Raw genomic sequence first — 17,694 nt, 5'->3', positions numbered from 1 at the left:
CGGAGCGACCAGGAATGTACGCCTCGAGAGATTGCCCCATGACCGACACGCCAACGACGACGAAATCCAACCAGGCAATGAAGCACACCCTCGCGAACACCCGGCGCCGCTTGCGCTGGGGGCTCCTGCTCGGCTCGCTCTCCGCGCTGTCGGCCTGCGCGGCGACATCGGCATCCGTGGCCCAACCAACGCCGAACCTGGCATCCGGCGACACCTCCAACGGTGCCAACAACTTCTACACGAGCGACCGGGTCACCGTTCAGAGGGTCACCTTCCGGAACCAGTACAGGATGAACGTCGCCGGCACCCTCTTCGTCCCCAAGGACCTGAATCGCGGCGCGCGGCACCCCGCGATTGTCGTCGGGCATCCCATGGGCGCGGTCAAAGAGCAGAGCGCGAACCTGTATGCGACGAAGATGGCCGAGCGCGGCTTCGTCACGCTGTCCTTGGATCTGTCCTTCTGGGGTGAGAGTGACGGCGAGCCTCGCAACGTGGTTTCGCCAGACATCTATGCGGAGGACTTCAGCGCCGCGGTGGACTTCCTGCGCACCCAGCCCTTCGTCGACCGGGAGCAGCTTGGCGCGATTGGCATCTGCGGCAGCGGGAGCTTTGTCATCAGTGCGGCGAAAATCGACCCGCGCATCAAGGCCATCGCGACGGTCAGCATGTACGACATGGGTGCCGCCAATCGCAATGGGCTCCGGCATTCAGTGACTCTCGAGCAGCGGAAGGCGCTACTCGATGAAGCCGCGCGCCAGCGCGATGTGGAGTTCGCGGGTGGCGAAGTCAGATACACCAGCGGGACGCCGGAGCAGCTCGATGCGAGCTCGACCGCGATCGATCGCGAGTTCTACGACTTCTACCGGACGGCGCGGGGACATCGCTCGAACACGACGACGCACCCCACGCTCACCAGCAACGTCAAGTTCATGAACTTCTACCCGTTCACGGACATCGAGACGATTTCTCCGCGTCCGCTGCTCTTCATCACGGGCGAGAACGCGCACTCTCGGGAGTTCAGCGAAGAGGCCTACCGGCTCGCGAGTGAGCCCAAGGAGTTGGCCGTCGTGCCCGGCGCCGGTCACGTGGACCTCTACGATCGCGTCAACCTCATCCCATTTGACAGGCTGGCCACGTTCTTCCAAGCCAACCTGCGGTGAGCCAGGCCTCCCCTGGTCGGCAGTGCAGCCAATACGAAAGGAGAGTGACATGGAAACCGAGAGGCAGCGTCGGTTCGCGGGTGGAGTTGTCCCCGTCAAATCGGACAGCTCAAGGTTGAGAGTTAGCAGTACGGAATTCGCGGGGTGACTTCATCTCGAGCCCGCGGTGCGGATGGCAGCGGTTGTAGTCGTCGAACCAGGCGGGCAGCTGCGCCAAGACGTGGGCGGCGCTGGACTACGCTCCGTCGAACATCCGCATCAACGCACTCTGCCCCGGAATCATCGACACGCCGATGATGGATCGCTTCAGCGGCGGCACCCCCGAAGGGAGGGCGCGCGTGATCGCCCAGGAGCCGATCGGGCGCATGGGAAGGCCCGAAGAGATTGCTGCCGCGGCGCTCTGGCTGTGCTCGGACGAGGCGGCGTTCGTCGTGGGCCATGCCATGGTCATCGACGGTGGACAGACCGTCGGGCTCTGACTCGACTTTCGCCCTTTTGGGCTGTGTGGCCCAAGCAAGGGGGCGAGGGTAGGACGGGCTGAGGGTAGGAGAAGAGCGGCCATCGAGGCCAGCTGAGTGAGGTGTCCGGCAAGACACGCCTCCTCCAGCACCTTCGAGGTCTCCCGATGGCCGCCTCCCAGTTGTATGCACTGTTGCAAGTCTTGCAGCTGGTTCGGCCGGCATTTACTGAGCCCTCGTTCCTGCGCTTCCTGGTCCTGTTCGCCGGCTGGGTGAGCTGTGGCGGCACGCACGCGGTCACCGGGGCGCTGGTGGCCTCGGGCGTCGCGGGCGTGCAGCACCATGCGGCCTTCCATCGCTTCTTCTCGCGGGCTCGCTGGAGTGCGGACGAGGTAGGCCGACTGCTACTTCTGAAGCTGGCGGCCCTGGGGCCCGTGCGGCTGGTCCTCGACGACACCCTGTGCAGCCACAAAGGGCCGAAGGTTTTCGGCCTGGGCAGCCACCTGGATGCGGTGCGCTCCAGCCGGGCCGTGCATGTCTTCTGCTTCGGCCACGTCTGGGTGACGCTCGCGGTGCTGGTGCACGTCCCCTTTGCTTCGCGCCCCTGGGCGCTGCCCGTCCTCTTCCGGCTCTACCGCACCCAGGCCGAGTGCCAGAAGAAGGGCCTGCGGCACCGGAAGAAGACGCAGTTGGGCCGAGAGCTGGTGGAGCGTGTCCTCGCCTGGCTGCCCACCGGTTGCCTGGAACTCGCCGCTGACGAGGCCTACTCATGCAGCACCGTGCTCGAGGGCTTGCCGCAACGACTCATCTTCGTCGGCGCCATGCGCCCAGACGCCGTGCTGACTCGCCCGCGCACGCAGCGCTGCCGCTCGCCGAAGACGGGCCGGTGGCTGACGCGAGACGTGCCGGTGCCCAAGCCCGAGGCCCTCGCACGAGATGGCGCGCTGCCTTGGCAGCGGATGACGGCCTTTCTCTACGGCCAGTCGCGACAGGTGGACTGCAAGGAATTGGTGGCTCGGTGGAAGAGCGCGGCCGGAGCGCGGATGCTCAAAATCGTCATCGTACGGATGACGGGCGGCAGCCGGCCCCTGCGAGTCTTTTTCTGCACCGACGCCTCCCTCACCGCCCTCCAGGTGGTGGAAAGGTATGCTTTCAGGTGGAGCATTGAAGTGCTCTTCCGGGACTTGAAGCAGCTGCTCGGCTTCGCCGACTCGCGAGCCCGCCGCCGCCTGGCCGTGCTGCGCACCGCGCCCTTCGCAGGCTTGAGCTACACCCTGCTCGTCCTCTGGTACATGGAACTGGCCACCAGTTGGCAGCAGCTGAAGCTACCTCTGCGGCCCTGGTACACCACCAAGACCACTGTCAGCTTCGAGGATGTCTTGCGCCTGGCTCAATCCACCCTGGCCCGTACCCGCTGGCACTCGCCGCGTCGACTTCGCGCCAACTTACGCGCTGCCTCCCGTGCCACGCCCTCCCAAGGGCGCGCGGCGTAGACCTCCGCGCGCGCTCCCTCGCCCCAAAAGGGCGAAAGTCGAGTCTGATGCGATGACACCTTGGATTCACACTCCGGGCCGCGCACCTCGCGCCTCCCGGGCGCCCCATTCTGAGCAACAGGTGCGTCCGGCTCGCGTTGCCGTAACGCGGGTCCTCGCGCAGCAGGCGCCGAGCGCATCGTCTGGACCAGCGCCATTCCAAGAGCCCGCATCTTGCGATACTTCCTGGCGAACGCTGGCAGGCCAGAGCTCTGCCGCGCCCTGTCCCAAGCGGAGTGGGTGCCTACGAAACCTGGCTGCTCCCATCCAGGGTCATCCCCCATTCGCCACTCAGCGCGGCCCGCCCTCGCTCCGTGAGCCGGACCGCGCGCGTGCCGCGCAACCGCGTGAGCCACCCGCGTTCGAAGAACCGCTCGGTCAGCGCCGCGCCCAGTGCGCCCGCGAGATGAGGGCGGCGCTCGGTCCAGTCCAGGCAGGCGCGCGTGAGAGGCCGGCGGCCGGTGCGCAGGACCTCCAAGGAGATGCCGAAGTCGCGCAGCCATGCCTCCCCGGTCCGCGTCACCTGGAACGCGTCCTCATGGCGCTGGAGAAACGCGCGCTCGAGGAGGAAGTCCGTCACGCGGATTCCGAGCCGGCCCGCGAGGTGGTCGTAGCAGGTCCGTGCCTCGCGAAGCGCCGCGGTTCCGCGCGTGTCCGTCACGAGGTGGGCGGGTGTCCGTGGCGCCAGCACCGCGAGGGCCTCCAGCAACGTGACGACCTCCGGTCCCGCGAGCTGGAACAGCCGTTGCCGGCCCTGCGTCCGGGACGTCAGGAGGCGCGCTTCCACCAGCCGCGCCAGATGGCTGCTCGCGGTCTGCGCGGACACGCCCGCGCGTCGTGCCAGCTCCCGCGCCGCGAGCGGCGGGCCTTCCAGCAACGCCACCAGCATGGCGGCCCGCGACGGCTCGCCCACCGCCGCCGCGACCGATGCGATGTCCGGCTCCGTCAACACGCCTGGCTGGCTCCCACAGGAGTCCCCGCACGAGCGAAGAGGTGCGGGTAGCGCAGCCGGGGGGCGGTGATGAATCGGTCACGTGACACCGGACCACCGAAGCGGATCCGGTCCCACGGCGCGAACTCGCGCTCCAGGGCGTCCAGTGCCTCCACGTCGGTGCGCAGCCGCGCGCACCAGGCCTCATCGTCCGGAGCGGGAGCGGCGAGGGCCTCTGCCAGTCGGCGAACCAGCCACTCCTTGCAGAAGATGTGCTCCGGAGTGACGACGCGCAGACACGCGCCGTAATGGCCCCTCAGGTATCCACGCCACTCGGCGTCGAGCTGTTCCTGGGTGAGGGTCGTCCCGAAGCGGACCGCCATGCGCAGCAGGCGCGCGTCGAAATGTCCGCGTACCGCGTCCGGGCTCCCGGCCGCGTCCAGGAGGCCCAACACGTCTCGCGGGTACATGCCCGTGCCATCGGCGAGCGTATACGTGGGTTGGGGCAGGTGTCCCGAGTCGATGAGGGCCTGAAGCGTGTCCGGGGATTCCGGCCGGCCTGCTGCCACCGCGCTGAGTGGGACAAAGTGTTCGGTGATGTAACGCACGTCCGCCGGGGTCAGCGCCCCGGCGCCCGAAGTGTTTGGAGCCATGGGCCGGTGGTAGCACGCGCTCACTTCGGTCCGCATCGAAGTGTCACCGCGAGGAGGCGCCCAGGTGGTCCCCTGGGTGTCAGGAGCTCTGCCTGCCCAATCGGGTCGCTGCGGTCTGCGGGAACCGGGGCGCATACGGATACCCTCTCCCGCAACTCCGTCATGCCGCTCCTCCATCGGCCACCGCCGAAGCGCGCACAAACCTCGTAAGGAAGCACCCGTAGCCAGCGAAGCGTGCGTCCACATGCACCACCTCAGGCCAAGTGAGAAGCGCGGCAATTCTGTCGTGGGCACGGGCGCCTGGCGCGAGCGTTGCCTCGATAATCACTTGCTCGGCGCTGTAGGCACGGAAGCTGAAGTTGCTTCCGTCGAAGTGACGGGAAGCGCGGAGGTCCGCGGCGGCCCCTCACAGGGGTCGTATGCACGTAGATGGGACCAGACGCCTTGAAGGCGTTCTGCCGAAGGAATGGGCTGAAGGAGACGAGCGCCACGTGCTCGCCTCCGAGCGCAGGGCGCACGCAGCATCGCAGGGCGTCGCCTCCGTTGGTCGAAACGAAGGGCTGCACCTCCTGCGCTCGGTCGTCCCTGCGTTAAATCCAGCCCCTCTCCAGGAACTCAGCGGGAAGTGGAAGCATCTTGATGGTCATGGAGGCTCCAGTCGCGGCATGGACCTGGCGGAGGCCCGTTCACAACGTCGGGTAGAACATGCGCGCGAAGTCGCCCGCGCTCCGCCGTCCTGTGCTGCTTTTGCTGCTTCTTCACATCCACCTCACGAGGGGAGGTTATCCCCCAGAGAGGTGTCTCAAGAAATCCTGGGGCGGAGGACTCCGGGTCAATCACCTTCTGCGCCGGCGATTGCTCCCACGGGCAATGAGCAGGAGGGCCGTGAGGAGAAACGATGCGCCAGAAGCTAGCCGGCCGGCCGGGCTGGCTGCGCACCCGGACGACTCCGGTGGATCAAAGGACTGAGGGGGGCGTGGGCCGACAATCACCGGGGTCCCTGCGTCTGGGCTTCCGGCATCTGATGGCTCTTCGCCAATTGAGCCTCCATCCGTACCGACGCCAGCGTCCGCGACGCCTCCATCGGAAGCTGATTCGCCTGCGACGGTGAAATGGGATTCCACGGAGGTGGAACCGCCCCCTGCGTTCAGGGCTATGACGACCCAGGAGTAGACGCCCGGTGCCAACGCATCAGCTTCACTCAGGGAGAAGACGGTTTGCGCCGTATCGTACCCCCGAACAGCTATCCCTCCCTGGGAAATTCGTAAGTAATAGAAGACGGGGTAACCCAAAGGGTCCGTGGACGGCTCCCATTCGAACGTGACGAGGCCATTCGGAAGGAGGGCCTCGTCTTCAGGAGCGATGGGGACTGGCTTCGTAATGAAATTGAAGTCGGGGATACCCGGCTTCAACTGGCCTCCCACCCGACTGGCCCGTGACTCCATGAGGAACTCCGGCGAGCCGGTGGGCGTCGCGCTGGCGGGCAATGAGGACAACAGCAGGATGGCGGGCACGCCGAGAAATCGGCGCAGCGGCAAGGCGGTGTCAGTGGGCATTGTTCCCATTCTCATGAGCGATGTACACAAACCAGGATAGTTTAAAAAAACAGGAACGCTTGGTTTGTGGTTTTATTGTGAATGATGCAGGTTTGCAAACGCCCAGAGTCTCCTCGTGTCGGCCTGGTTGGCACGTGAGGCCGGCGCGGTCGGTGGGGTCGGACAGGTCCAGGCGCCAGGGAGTCAGCTCAGACGGCGAGCCCTGGCTCATCAACCAACCTGCTGAAGACATCCTCTTCGCCGCGCTCTTCCGGCGAGCATGGCCTCGCCGGCAATGTCCAACTGGGGAGGAATTCGGGGCCGCCCTCCTGAAGCGCTTCCGTGCGTGCCTTCAGGTCAGCCGCTGTCGACCGCCGCGCAACGCCGCCGGCGTGGTGCCGTAGCGCGCACCGAAGCAGCGCGTGAGGTGGCTCTGGTCCGCGAAGCCGGTGGCCATCGCGATGCTCAAGATCGAGTCGTCGGTGGTGACCAGGAGCTCGCGGGCGCGCTCCAGGCGACGATCCCGCAGCCAGGCGTGGGGGGCGAGACCGAAGGTCGCCCGGAAGGTGCGCGAGAAGTGGTGCTCGCCCAGACGTACCAGCGCCGCGAGTTGCTCGACCCGCAGCGGCTGGTCGAGCCGCGCCTCGACGTAGTCCAGCAGCGTCCGCCGCTCCTCGGGGCTGAAGGTGCGGTCGTGCCCGGTGCGCTCGACGTCGACGTAGTTGCGTAAAAGGTGGAGCGCGATGCGCTCGCCGACCGCCCGGGCACCCCGCTGCGCCCCGAGCAGGTCTGGCGTGGAGACCTCGCGGTGCAGATCGCACCCCAGCTGGACGAGCGACGGATCGGGCGCATACGGACGGGCCCGCGGGCGCAGGCGCACCAGCCCCCCCATCGACTCACGGACCGCCTCGTCGAGATAGCCGGGGTGCACCGCGATGTTGAGCACCTCGACCGCCCCAGACCAACTCCAGCGCAGCGAGGTCGCCATCGGGTTGACCAGCACGTCGCCTGGGCCGAGGTCCATCACCTCGACCGAGTCGTTCATGATCCGGCGGATGGACGCGCGCCCGCCCAGGCAGAGGAGGACGTGGAAGCTGTCGAGGGTCACCCCGGTCAACTGCTGATGGGCGTCGAACCGGAAGCCGTGCACGCCGACCTGCTTCGCGGTCGCGGACGTGCCCTCGAGCCACGCCGAGTAGTTGGCCGTGGTCCGCACCAGTTCATCGAGGCGGACCCTCGTGTGCGTTGCGGGGGCCATGCCACGAAGGCTAGCGCCGAATCTCACCTCTGGAAACCGCAACCGTTCAACGGATGGTGCCTGAGCAAGCATTCGAGCAACGCACCAAAGCCGCTCTCCTCGGACGTCCTGGGTTACCCCGCGCCTGATGAAGAAGCCGACGGACGCAGAGCCGGTTCGCCAGGCTCTCGCCTCGGCCGTGTTTCACCTCTCCGCGAACGCGTGATGCTGCCGCGTCGCGTCGTCCGAATCGTTCCATTGGCACCTCCGAGGCATTCAAGACCACCTCGAGTTGCGCCGGTACCGTGCTCAGCAGTTCGGCAGTTGCCTCCGACTTCCATCGCAAGCACATGGCATCCATCTACGACCTCGGCCTCGAGAAGAACGACGCGAACTTCGTCCAGCTGACGCCGATGACGTTTCTGGCGCGCGCGGCAGCGGTGCACCCCGAGCGTGTGGCGATCATTCACGGCGCGCTGCGGCAGACCTGGCGCGAGACAGACGCGCGCTGTCGGCGGCTGGCGAGCGCACTGCAGAAGCGGGGCATCGGCCGGGGCGACACCGTGGCGGCGCTCATGCCCAACGTGCCGGCGCTCATCGAGGCGCACTTCGGGGTGCCCATGAGCGGCGCGGTGCTGAACGCCCTCAACACCCGGTTCGACGCCCAGAGCATCGCCTTCATGCTGGCGCACGGCGAGGCCAAGGCATTGCTCGTCGACCGCGAGCTGGCCGCGGTGGCGAGCGCGGCCGTCGCCCGCCTCGGACGCGACATCCTCGTCGTCGACGTGGACGCGCCCGAGCTCGACCTGCCGCCTGCGCCGGGGCTCGGATACGAGGCCTTGCTCGCCGAGGGCGATTCCTCGTTCGTCTACACCGGCCCCGACGACGAGTGGGACGCCATCTGCCTCAACTACACCTCGGGCACGACCGGCGATCCGAAGGGCGTCGTCTATCACCACCGGGGCGCGTTCCTGAACGCCACCTCCAACATCCTCGAGTGGGACCTGCCCAAGCACCCGGTCTACCTGTGGACGCTGCCACTCTTCCACTGCAACGGGTGGTGCTTCGCGTGGACCGTCGCCGCCCGCGCAGGGACGAACGTGTGCCTGCGCAAGGTCGATGCGCAGACGTGTTTCGACCTCATCCGTGAACACCGCGTCACCCACTACTGCGGCGCGCCCATCGTGCACTCGATGCTCATCGCCGCCGCCGCCGCACACGGACAGGGCATCTCCCACCGGGTGTCGGGCATGGTCGCCGGCGCCGCGCCGCCTGCCGCGATGATCGAGGCGATGGAGAACCTCAGCATCGACCTCACCCACGTCTACGGTCTCACCGAGGTCTACGGCCCGGCGGCGGTCTGCGAGAAGCACGAGAGCTGGAACGCGCTGCCGATCTCCGAGCGGGCGCGCCTCAATGCCCGGCAGGGTGCGCGGTACCACCTCCAGGAGGCCATCGCCGTGCTCGACCCGGCGACGATGCAGCCGGTGCCCGCTGACGGAGAGACCATGGGTGAGGTGATGTTCCGCGGAAACATCACCATGAAAGGTTACCTCAAGAACCCCACAGCCACCGGCGCGGCGTTCGCTGGCGGCTGGTTCCACACCGGCGACCTCGGCGTGATGTCGCCGGATGGGTACGTGAAGATCAAGGACCGGAGCAAGGACATCATCATCTCCGGCGGAGAGAACATCTCGAGCATCGAGGTCGAGGACGTCCTCTACCGGCACCCCGCTGTCCTCGGAGCCGCGGTGGTCGCGCAGCCCGACCCGAAGTGGGGAGAGACGCCGTGCGCGTTCATCGAGCTCCGCCCCGAGGCCCAGGCCACCGCCGAGGACATCATCGCCTTCTGCAAGGAACGGCTCTCCGGCTTCAAGGTGCCACGCGCGGTCGTCTTCGGCCCGCTGCCCCGGACCTCGACCGGGAAGATCCAGAAGTTCGAGCTGCGCTCTCGCGCCGGCTCGTCACGCGCCATCGACAGCTGAAGCCAGCACAACCCAGGAAGGAGCACCGCATGTCGGAATTTGGCCTTATCGAAATCACCGAGAAGGACGATGTCTTCACCATTGAGATTGGAGGCCTCAACGGAAAGACCCACGCCGGCCTCGCCCGCGTCTTCCGTCTGGCGCACGAGTCCGACGCCCGGGTCGTGGTCGTGACCGGAAAGAACAAGTCTTTCCTCGCGCCCGAGAAGTACGAGTTCGAGTGGGTGAAGAAGCTCGGCATCTACAAGGACATGCTGCAGATCTTCAAGGAGGCCGAGGACATCGTCCGCGACCAGATCAACTGCGAGAAGGTGACCATCGCCAAGGTGTACGCGCCGGGTGCGCACAGCATGGGCGCGTCCATCGCGCTGGCCTGCGACTTCGTCTACGCGAGCGAGGACGCCACCTTCAGCGACCCGCACCTCTCCGGCTTCGGCGTGCCTCCCGGCGACGGCGGCGCGCTGCTGTGGCCGACCCGGATCGGCCTGAGCCGGGCGCGCGAGTTCCTGATGACCGACCGAGCTTGTACGGCGAAGGAGGCCTATGAAATTGGCCTCATCAACAAGGTCGCCCCCGCGGACCAGCTCGACGCCGAAGTCGACGCGCTCATCAAGAAGCTGCTCTCGTACGATCCGCTTGGCCTGAAGATGACGAAGAAGTGGCTCAACCAGTACCTGCAGCAGAACATGAACATCGTGGGCATGGGCTCGCTCTTCGCCGAGGGCATGGTGCTCGCGAGCGGCAACTTCGCGCAGAAGACCGAGGCGTACGGCAAGCAGCTCGAGGCCGAGGGCAAGCGCAAGGGCTGAAGCACGTCACAGAGGAGAGGGAGGCCGGGGCACCGCACTCCACGGCGCGCCGGTGTTCCCGCCTCAGCCGCAGAGCCGAGAGCAGCGCCTTCTCGAGGACCCGCGTCTTGCGATGCCTACCGGCCGTCGCCGGGGGGGGGGCCAGCGTGCCTCAACCATCCGGTGCGGCCCAGGGTCTTCCGCCTCCTTCGCAGAAACCGACATCACGATTGAGGGGGTTGGCAGGGCTTGAGCGTCATCTCCGTGACACCCCAATCCGGGGTTCCGGAGACTTCGTAATGCGACGCCCCATGTTCATATTACTGGTGTTCCTGACCGTCGGCACGGCCAGCGCCAGCAGCCCGGATGGCCACCTGAGCCAGACAGCGCCCACGGGCAACACCGGCGGCTACCTCGCCGTGACCTCGACGGGCCAGGCAGTGACCTCCATCCCCCTCCAGGTGCCTCCCGGCATCGGAGCCCTGTCTCCCACCATCAGCCTCAACTACAGCAGCAACACCGAGAGCGGGGAGCTCGGCGTGGGGTTCTCCCTCGCGGCCACCTCGAGCATCAAGCGCTGTGGTCGCATCATGAGCGACGACGCGGCGCTCCACCCCATCACCTTCCGGGACGAGGCGAACGAGAGTCCACCTGAGTTCCCGGCGGACTGGCTCTGCCTCGACGGCATGCGGCTGATTGGCCTGAAGAACGGCCTGAAGATTGGCAGGGTCTATCGCAAGTACAGCGACGACGGCAGCCGGGTCATCGCGCGGACTTCGGATGACGGCCGGCCCGGCTTCGAGCTGCAACTACCGGATGGCTCGATCCACTTCTACGGCACGGACGACCAGAGCCGCGTCTACAGCTTCGACCTCGATGCGGCGGGGGGCCCCATCAAGAAGCCGTACGAATGGAAGCTGACCCGGGTCCGGGACCCCCACGACAACGCGATGACGTATCACTATGTCTTCACGGACAACCTCAACGACCCCTTGGGCACGCACTCGCGCCTGGACCACCGGCTCAGTGAGATCCGGTACGTCAACAACACGCGCCGCGTCACCTTCCAGTACGAGCGCCTGCCGGAGCAGGAGGTGTTCAACGGCTTCTTCTCGATGACCCGCTACCGCCAGTCCTTCCGGCTCAAGCGCATCGCGACCTTCGCGCCGTCGGCGATCGCCACCGCGGGTGAGCGCATGGTGAGACAGTATGTCTTCACCTACGCCAACAACACGTCGACGACGAAGCGCTCCCTGCTGCAGAGCCTGCAGGAGTGTGTCCAGGAGAACGGCGCCGCGGTGTGCAAGCGAGCCACCGAGTTCACCTGGCAGGCCGGAGGCTATTACGGAGACATCCTCCTCGACGACAAGGACGGCGACTTCGCCTTCGATGAGAAGCTCTTCCCCGTGCACGGCATCCCCGAGCAGGACCACGAGGCCGTGTTCCAGCTGCTCCAGCTCGACGGCAACCAGGATGGGACCACCGACCTCCTGGTGGCCCCCTGGTGGGAGGGGAATGGCCAGGCCCAGAACTGGAGCTTCTGGGCCATCCGTCCTTCTCCGCAGGAGTCGGAGATCATCGACACCGGCCTCCCCGTGAGGGCCCCGCTGCCCATTCCCCAGGAGCCGGTCGAGGTCTGTGACCACGCCAACAACTGTCGCACCTACCTGCTGCCCGGCGACGCCATCTCCAGTGCGACCTTCGAATTGGATGGAGACGACCGCACGGACGTCCTGGTTCCTTTTGGCGACCACTCCGACCGGCAGATGCTGTGGGGATTCGCGCCGACGCTCCAGGTCCTGCGGCAGACGCCGGGACTGCCCCAGGGATTCTCCCTCGCGGACACGTACGCCCCCTATTCCCACCATGCCTTGCTGGTCGCGCCAGGCGACTTCAACGGCGACGGGCTCTCGGACCTGATGGTGTGCGCCGAGAGCGACGACCGAGGCGCCTATTTCGACCCGCAGAACGGCTCCAAGACACTGCCACCGGAGCTGGAGGGCTCGACCCTGTATCAGGGCTACTGGGTCTATCTGGAGAACAGGAGCTACCTCAATCCCTACACCTTCACGCCAGTGACGCTGACGAAGCACCCCTGCTCGGCCCTGGACAAGGTCCATGTCATGGACTTCGACGGCGACGGCACGGACAACCTGCTGACCATCCGCGGCTATGACGCCCGTGGAGCCGACCTCGCCTCCAAACCCGGCGACTGGCCCCCCTTGTGGAGGAATGGCTCGTGGTTCAGTCCGGAGCAACTCCGCGGCGAGACCTACCAGGCCCTCGTCTTCCACAGGGCGCTCGGCCAGCACGCCGGAGAATCTGACTTCTACACCCGGAACACGGGGCTGCCGTTCGACTACTACCAGCGTCTCCACGCGGGCAACGGAGGCAACCGCGCCTGCCTGGACCAGTACGGCGCCCTGTGCCGCGGCAACGGCATCGGCGCGGACAAGGTTGGTGACGTCAACGGGGACGGGTTCCCAGACGTGGTCCGCTTCGAGTCCGAGGCCACGCTCGCGGCCAACGGGCTGAGCCCCTTCGTGAACCAGACGGACGGAGCGCTGCTCCCGGACGCGGGAGCGGCCTGGGAGGGACGCATCGAGGTCTGGCTCAACATCGGCGGCTACTTCGTGCGCAGCCATGACTGGATGCACACCCTCGGTGCCACCTCGTTCCATGCGCAGTTCCTGTCCGCGCATCTCGTCGACTGGGACCGAGATGGGCGCGACGAGCTGCTGATTCGCAACGGCGTTCCGTCGGACACCAACGCCCAGCCGATGATCATCGACTATCCGAGCCAGGGCGGAGGGACGCTCGAATGGAGCATGACGACGCTGCCGCCCCTGCCCTGGAAGCTGGACGAGCGCGCGCTGTCGCTGGGCGACTACAACGCCGATGGCCTCACAGACGTGCTGGTGCGCAGCCGGAACCCGGACAACGACAGCGACCCATACAACGACCCCTGGCTGCTGGACTTCCACGTCCGGCAGGGCGACGTTCCCGACCTGATGCAGCGGCTCACCAACGGGAACGGCGCGTCATGGATGGTGCTCTACAAGCCCATGTCCGACACGGACGTCTACCGCGAGGCCTTCGCCCCGTTCCCCGGTCTGGAAGGCGCCATTGAGGCCAACCGGGTCTTCGACACCCGTCCCCTGGCCGCCGCCCTGCTCTCACCCACGGGCGTCTCTCCGACGATCGGCTCGCGGCGAACCGAGTACTTCTACAAGAACGCGCAGCAGCTCCTCCAAGGACACCAGTTCCTGGGCTTCGAGCATCGCAGCGTCAGGGATGCCGGAGCCACCGGTCCCGATGCACCGTTCCACGACTTCATCAGCTGGCGACTCGAGACCTACGCGACTCGCACCGCGCTCATCAATCACAACGGCCGGGTCTCCCCGCATGCTGGCAAGCTGTTGCAATCCCTCTCGCTCCGGCAGCGCCAGGACAGCTTGGACGGCGCGCTGGCCGTCCTCACCCAGAACCGCTACACGATGGTTCCCAGGGCGGACTTCCATGGAGACCCGGAGTGGCAGGTGGGTCCCGAGTGGTTCGGCCCCTGTGGCTATCAGTTCGACCAGAGCCAGTGCGCGTCCTACTTCTTCTCCACCTTGACGCGCTCCTCGGAGGTGCGGACCTTCGAGAAGTTCGACTCCTGGCTCTGGACCTATGGAGGATTCCACTGGACGGCGCTGACGCCGGCGCAGTTCGCGGAGATGGCCGACGCGGACGTCATGCAAGGCATCTTCCCGCTGAAGCACACGAAGCGAGGGTATTCCACGTTCCCTGATGCCGAGAACCCGAACACCACCCATGACTATGACGAGCTGGGCTTCCCGAAGCGCTACTACTTCGAGGACCTGAGCTCCGGCGCGCGGTACGAGACCGAGCTGACCTACGAACACCGGCTCGACACGTGGAACCTGGGCCTCGTCCTCGAAGAGAAGGTCACCCACAAGCTACCTGGCGCCCTGCCGGAGTCCAGGACGCGCACGGTCCAGACCACGTACACGGCCACGGGAGAGCCCGACGTCGTCACGGTCGAGCCCACCCTGGCGGAGTACCGCTTCAGCACCCGCTATGGGTATGACTCCTTCGGCAACACGACCGCCGTCCAGGTCTGGGACGGCGAGGGCAACGACCGCGGCGTCTCCATCCAGTACGCCCCGGACGGCGTCTTCCCGGTCACCTTCACGAACGCGCTGGGGCACACCTCCACGCGCCTCTGGGAGCCGGGCATGGGGCTGGTCCTCTCCTCCACCGCCCCGGATGGAGTGAAGTCCATCAGCGACTATGACGGCTTCGGGCGCCCGACCTTCAGCCAGACCTGGAGTCAGGGCGCGGCGATGACGCCGGGCACGTCCATCACCTATGAGCCCCTGGCGTTCCTACCACCACGGGTCATCGTCGAGTCCCCCGGCCTGGGCTACTCGGAGACGACCTTCGACGAGCTGGGCCGCCCGGTGCAGTCCGTCAGCAAGGGCTTCAAGGGAGAGTACGAGGTCTTCAACTATGCCCAGTACGACTACCGAGGTCGCCTGGTGCGCGTGTCTCATCCGGCGAAGACCGGCGAGTCCCCCGTGTGGACCCGCATGGAATATGACGTCCGCGACCGCCTCATCGAGCGCATCTCCCCTGGTGGCATCGAGGGAGTCATCACGACGCGCTGGCGCTATGACGGCTTGAAGACGACGCAGATCGATCCGGATGGCAACCAGACGTGGCTCCTCTCCGACACGCGCGGCAACATCGTGCGCACGGCGGATGGACACAAGGCGGATGCCCCGGGCACCGCGACCGAGATGTGCTACCGCTACGGCCACTTCGAGGGCCTGTACCGGCTCGAGCCCTGCCAGCCGACCCCCCTGCGTGCCCCGACCCAGTTCCTGCTGGACCTCTACAACCGGCGGCTGATGATGGACGACAAGCAGACGGGGCTGCAGACCTTCGACTACGACCCGCTCGGGCAGCTCCGGACCTCGCTCGATGCGAAAGGCCAGACGCTTATCTACGAGTACGACGACCTGGGTCGGCCCACGACCATCGTGGACTCGGAGGGCGGAAGCGCGACGTGGACCTACGACGTGACCCGTCCCGGGTTCCTGCACCAGTCGGTCTCGCGCGACGGGCACGCGAAGACCCATCTGTACGACGTGTTCGGGAGGCCGACGTCCACGGACTGGACCATCGACGGCGAGGTCTTCCGGATGCAGACCGCCTATGACGCGTTCGGCAGGCCGGGAAGCCTGCGCTACCCGTCCAACTTCATCGTGACGATGCAGTACGACGACTTCGGGAACCTGCTGCGCCTCAATGGCTTCGACAATCGCGCCGCGGGCTTCGACCTGTGGGAGCAGCTGAGAGCGGATCCCTTTGGCGGCGTCGAGGAGGAGCGCTTCGGCAACGGCATCGTCACGACGCGAACCTTCGATGAGCATACAGGGAGGCTCGAGTCGATTCGCTCCGTGTTCCAGCCCCAGGGCGCGGCCACCACGGTGCAGGACCTGCGGCTGGAATGGACGAAGGCCATGGACCTGCGCAAGCGGATCGACGCGCTCAACGACCAGAGCGAGTTCTTCCTCTACGACCCGAAGCACCGCCTCCTCGGCACCCAGGCCGAGAAGGGGGCCTCCACCCAGAACGCGAGCTTCAGCTATGACCCCTTCGGCAACCTGCTGGACCGCCCGGACGTCGGCACCTACACCTATCAGGACGAGCGACTCCAGAGCGCGGGGGGAGCGTCGTTCTGGTACAACGACAATGGCGAGCTGATTGCCCGCTCCGTCAATGGCATCAACACCGCGTTGACCCATGACCCCCACGGACGCGTCACGTCGATCTTCAGCCTGCCGGCCTACGAGCTGAAGTTCGACTACGACGCGGATGGCAACCGCGTGCGCCGCTTCGACGCCCAGAGCGGGCTCGAGACGCTGTCCATCGGCGAGTGGTACCGGCGCGAGCGGGACGTGAAGGCGCCCCTGACGTCGGCGCGGCACACCCACCTGGTCAAGGTCGGCGCCGAAACAGTCGCCGAGCTGACACGCGTCTACGACACCCAGGGGAACATCGTCGACTCCGACACGCACTTCCTGCTCACCGACGAGCTGGGCTCGACGACTGTCGTGACGGACGACACGGGCGCGGTGGTGGAGCGGCGCAGCTACACCGCCTGGGGCCAGCCGCGAGACCCGCTCGACTGGACCCAGTCCGCGTTGTTCAGCACCGCCTCTCTGGTCACCCGGGGCTTCACCGGTCACGAGGGCCGCGACGATGGAGGCTTCACGTTCATGCGCGGGCGGATGTACGACCCGTCGGTGGGCCGCTTCATCAGCCCGGACCCCATCGTCCAGGCGCCCTTCATGCTCGCGGACCTCAACCGCTATAGCTATGCGTGGAACAACCCGGTGAGCGTGACCGACCCGACCGGCCTCTGCGAGGAGGGAGAGTGGAGCGGACCCGGCACACGCGGGACGGGAGGCGGGATTTCCATCCGCGCCCCAGGGGGATGGGGATGCGGCTCGGGCTCAGGAGGAGGCGGGAGCAGCGACCCGCTCATTCCCGAGCACGGAGGTGACTCCGGGCCCGGCAGTGGCGGTGGAGGTGGCAATGGCGGTGCCCCCTCCCTCAATCCAGGCAACTCCGAGCACGAGTACTCGCAGCCCAGGGCCGCCGTCGACCCCGTTCCCGTGCCGTCCAATGAGGCGGCCGCGGCCCCGGTGCAGGTCCAGCGCGACACGCCTGCGCCGTCCAAGAGACAACGGAAGGCGTCCGCCGCGCTGGAGCGGGCAAGGCGACAGTACGAGCTGGAGAAGAGCTGGTATGAGTACTCCATCGCGAGGGCGCGGGCGGAACAAGCGCTCCGTGGGCTCACACTCGGCCTCGAGCAGTTCGACCAGCGATTCCTCGAGATTGAAAGGGCCTCACATGAGCTCAGCGCCAAGACCTTGAAGGAGCGCGAGGAGCGAGCCCTCCGGCAGAAGGAGCGCGCGAAAGAGCGCCGTCGATTCAATCGCATCCTCTCGCGGTGGTCACGACGTGCTGGCTTTGGCCTGGGCTTGCTCTCCATCGGGTTTGGTGGCCCTCTGGGATTGGGCTTCGGGCTCCTTGGCACGGAGCTCGGGATCTTCACGCAGGCAATCACCGGGGATACCGACCCCGTCACCACCCTCTCGAACCACAACGGACTGTGGGGAACCGCGACCGGCGCGGCCTCCGAGCTCCTCGGGTCCAAGTCCCCACTGGGAATGATGCTCGGGAGGGCAAGCACCTGGTCGGGCTACTTCGGCCTGTTCCTGGGAGTATTCGACGAAGGCAGGGACCAGCTCACGCCAGAAGAGTGAGTGGGGCAGGAGGGAAGAGGCTCCACGGAGGGAACCCGCCATGCCCGGCCGGCTCCTTCCGTGGCGGCGTCT

At 66.7% G+C, this 17,694-nt stretch carries 9 protein-coding genes and 2 pseudogenes; 6 read left to right on the top strand and 5 right to left on the bottom strand.

All coding sequences use genetic code 11. The annotated features are described in order from the left end of the window. Positions 1-38 precede the first annotated feature (38 nt). Positions 39-1,160 carry an alpha/beta hydrolase gene (locus VZL07_RS23055; RefSeq protein ID WP_426749770.1) on the top strand — a complete coding sequence of 374 codons (1,122 nt, stop codon included), beginning with the start codon at positions 39-41 and terminating at the stop codon, positions 1,158-1,160. A gap of 109 nt (positions 1,161-1,269) precedes the next feature. Here VZL07_RS23055 and VZL07_RS23050 read toward each other — a convergent pair. Then, positions 1,270-1,380: pseudogene (locus tag VZL07_RS23050) on the bottom strand (integrase core domain-containing protein); the annotation flags it as partial. A 10-nt stretch (positions 1,381-1,390) separates the two neighbouring features. Between VZL07_RS23050 and VZL07_RS23045 the strand changes: the two are divergent. Beyond that, a complete protein-coding gene (locus VZL07_RS23045; protein ID WP_426757354.1) occupies positions 1,391-1,639 on the top strand; it encodes an SDR family oxidoreductase in 249 nt (82 codons plus the stop codon). 146 nt (positions 1,640-1,785) lie between these two features. Next, positions 1,786-3,111 (top strand): IS701 family transposase, encoded by a 1,326-nt coding sequence (locus VZL07_RS23040; RefSeq protein WP_426749769.1) that lies wholly within the window; start codon positions 1,786-1,788, stop codon positions 3,109-3,111. A gap of 283 nt (positions 3,112-3,394) precedes the next feature. On the opposite strand, the gene VZL07_RS23035 is transcribed toward VZL07_RS23040, so the two are convergent. From VZL07_RS23035 to VZL07_RS23020, 4 genes and pseudogenes are all read right to left on the bottom strand, one after another. Continuing rightward, complete coding sequence (locus VZL07_RS23035; RefSeq protein ID WP_426749768.1) at positions 3,395-4,102, bottom strand: ArsR/SmtB family transcription factor; 708 nt, start codon at positions 4,100-4,102, stop codon at positions 3,395-3,397. Further along, positions 4,096-4,734, bottom strand: a complete 639-nt coding sequence (locus VZL07_RS23030) for a DUF6058 family natural product biosynthesis protein (RefSeq protein WP_426749767.1) — start codon at positions 4,732-4,734, stop codon at positions 4,096-4,098. Before VZL07_RS23030 ends, VZL07_RS23035 begins: the two co-directional genes overlap by 7 nt. A gap of 160 nt (positions 4,735-4,894) precedes the next feature. Then, positions 4,895-5,300, bottom strand: a pseudogene (locus VZL07_RS23025) (DUF1203 domain-containing protein). Between the two features lie 1,321 nt (positions 5,301-6,621). After that, positions 6,622-7,485 (bottom strand): helix-turn-helix domain-containing protein, encoded by an 864-nt coding sequence (locus tag VZL07_RS23020; RefSeq protein WP_426749766.1) that lies wholly within the window; start codon positions 7,483-7,485, stop codon positions 6,622-6,624. Between the two features lie 371 nt (positions 7,486-7,856). Here VZL07_RS23020 and VZL07_RS23015 point away from each other — a divergent pair, with 371 nt between their 5' ends. The 3 genes from VZL07_RS23015 (at position 7,857) to VZL07_RS23005 (ending at position 17,622) form a co-directional block, all read left to right on the top strand. After that, complete coding sequence (locus VZL07_RS23015) at positions 7,857-9,491, top strand: acyl-CoA synthetase (protein ID WP_426749765.1); 1,635 nt, start codon at positions 7,857-7,859, stop codon at positions 9,489-9,491. 29 nt (positions 9,492-9,520) lie between these two features. Further along, the gene (locus tag VZL07_RS23010; protein ID WP_426749764.1) at positions 9,521-10,300 is read left to right on the top strand and encodes an enoyl-CoA hydratase/isomerase family protein; all 780 of its coding nucleotides are present in this window, start codon (positions 9,521-9,523) and stop codon (positions 10,298-10,300) included. A gap of 278 nt (positions 10,301-10,578) precedes the next feature. Further along, a complete protein-coding gene (locus VZL07_RS23005; RefSeq protein ID WP_426749763.1) occupies positions 10,579-17,622 on the top strand; it encodes an RHS repeat-associated core domain-containing protein in 7,044 nt (2,347 codons plus the stop codon). The last annotated feature ends 72 nt before the right edge of the window (positions 17,623-17,694 follow it).

This window comes from Pseudomyxococcus flavus (assembly GCF_050038885.1).
Classification (GTDB): domain Bacteria; phylum Myxococcota; class Myxococcia; order Myxococcales; family Myxococcaceae; genus Myxococcus; species Myxococcus flavus.
The sequence above is the reverse complement of the archived record's forward strand: the minus strand, read 5'-3'. Positions and strand labels throughout refer to the sequence as shown.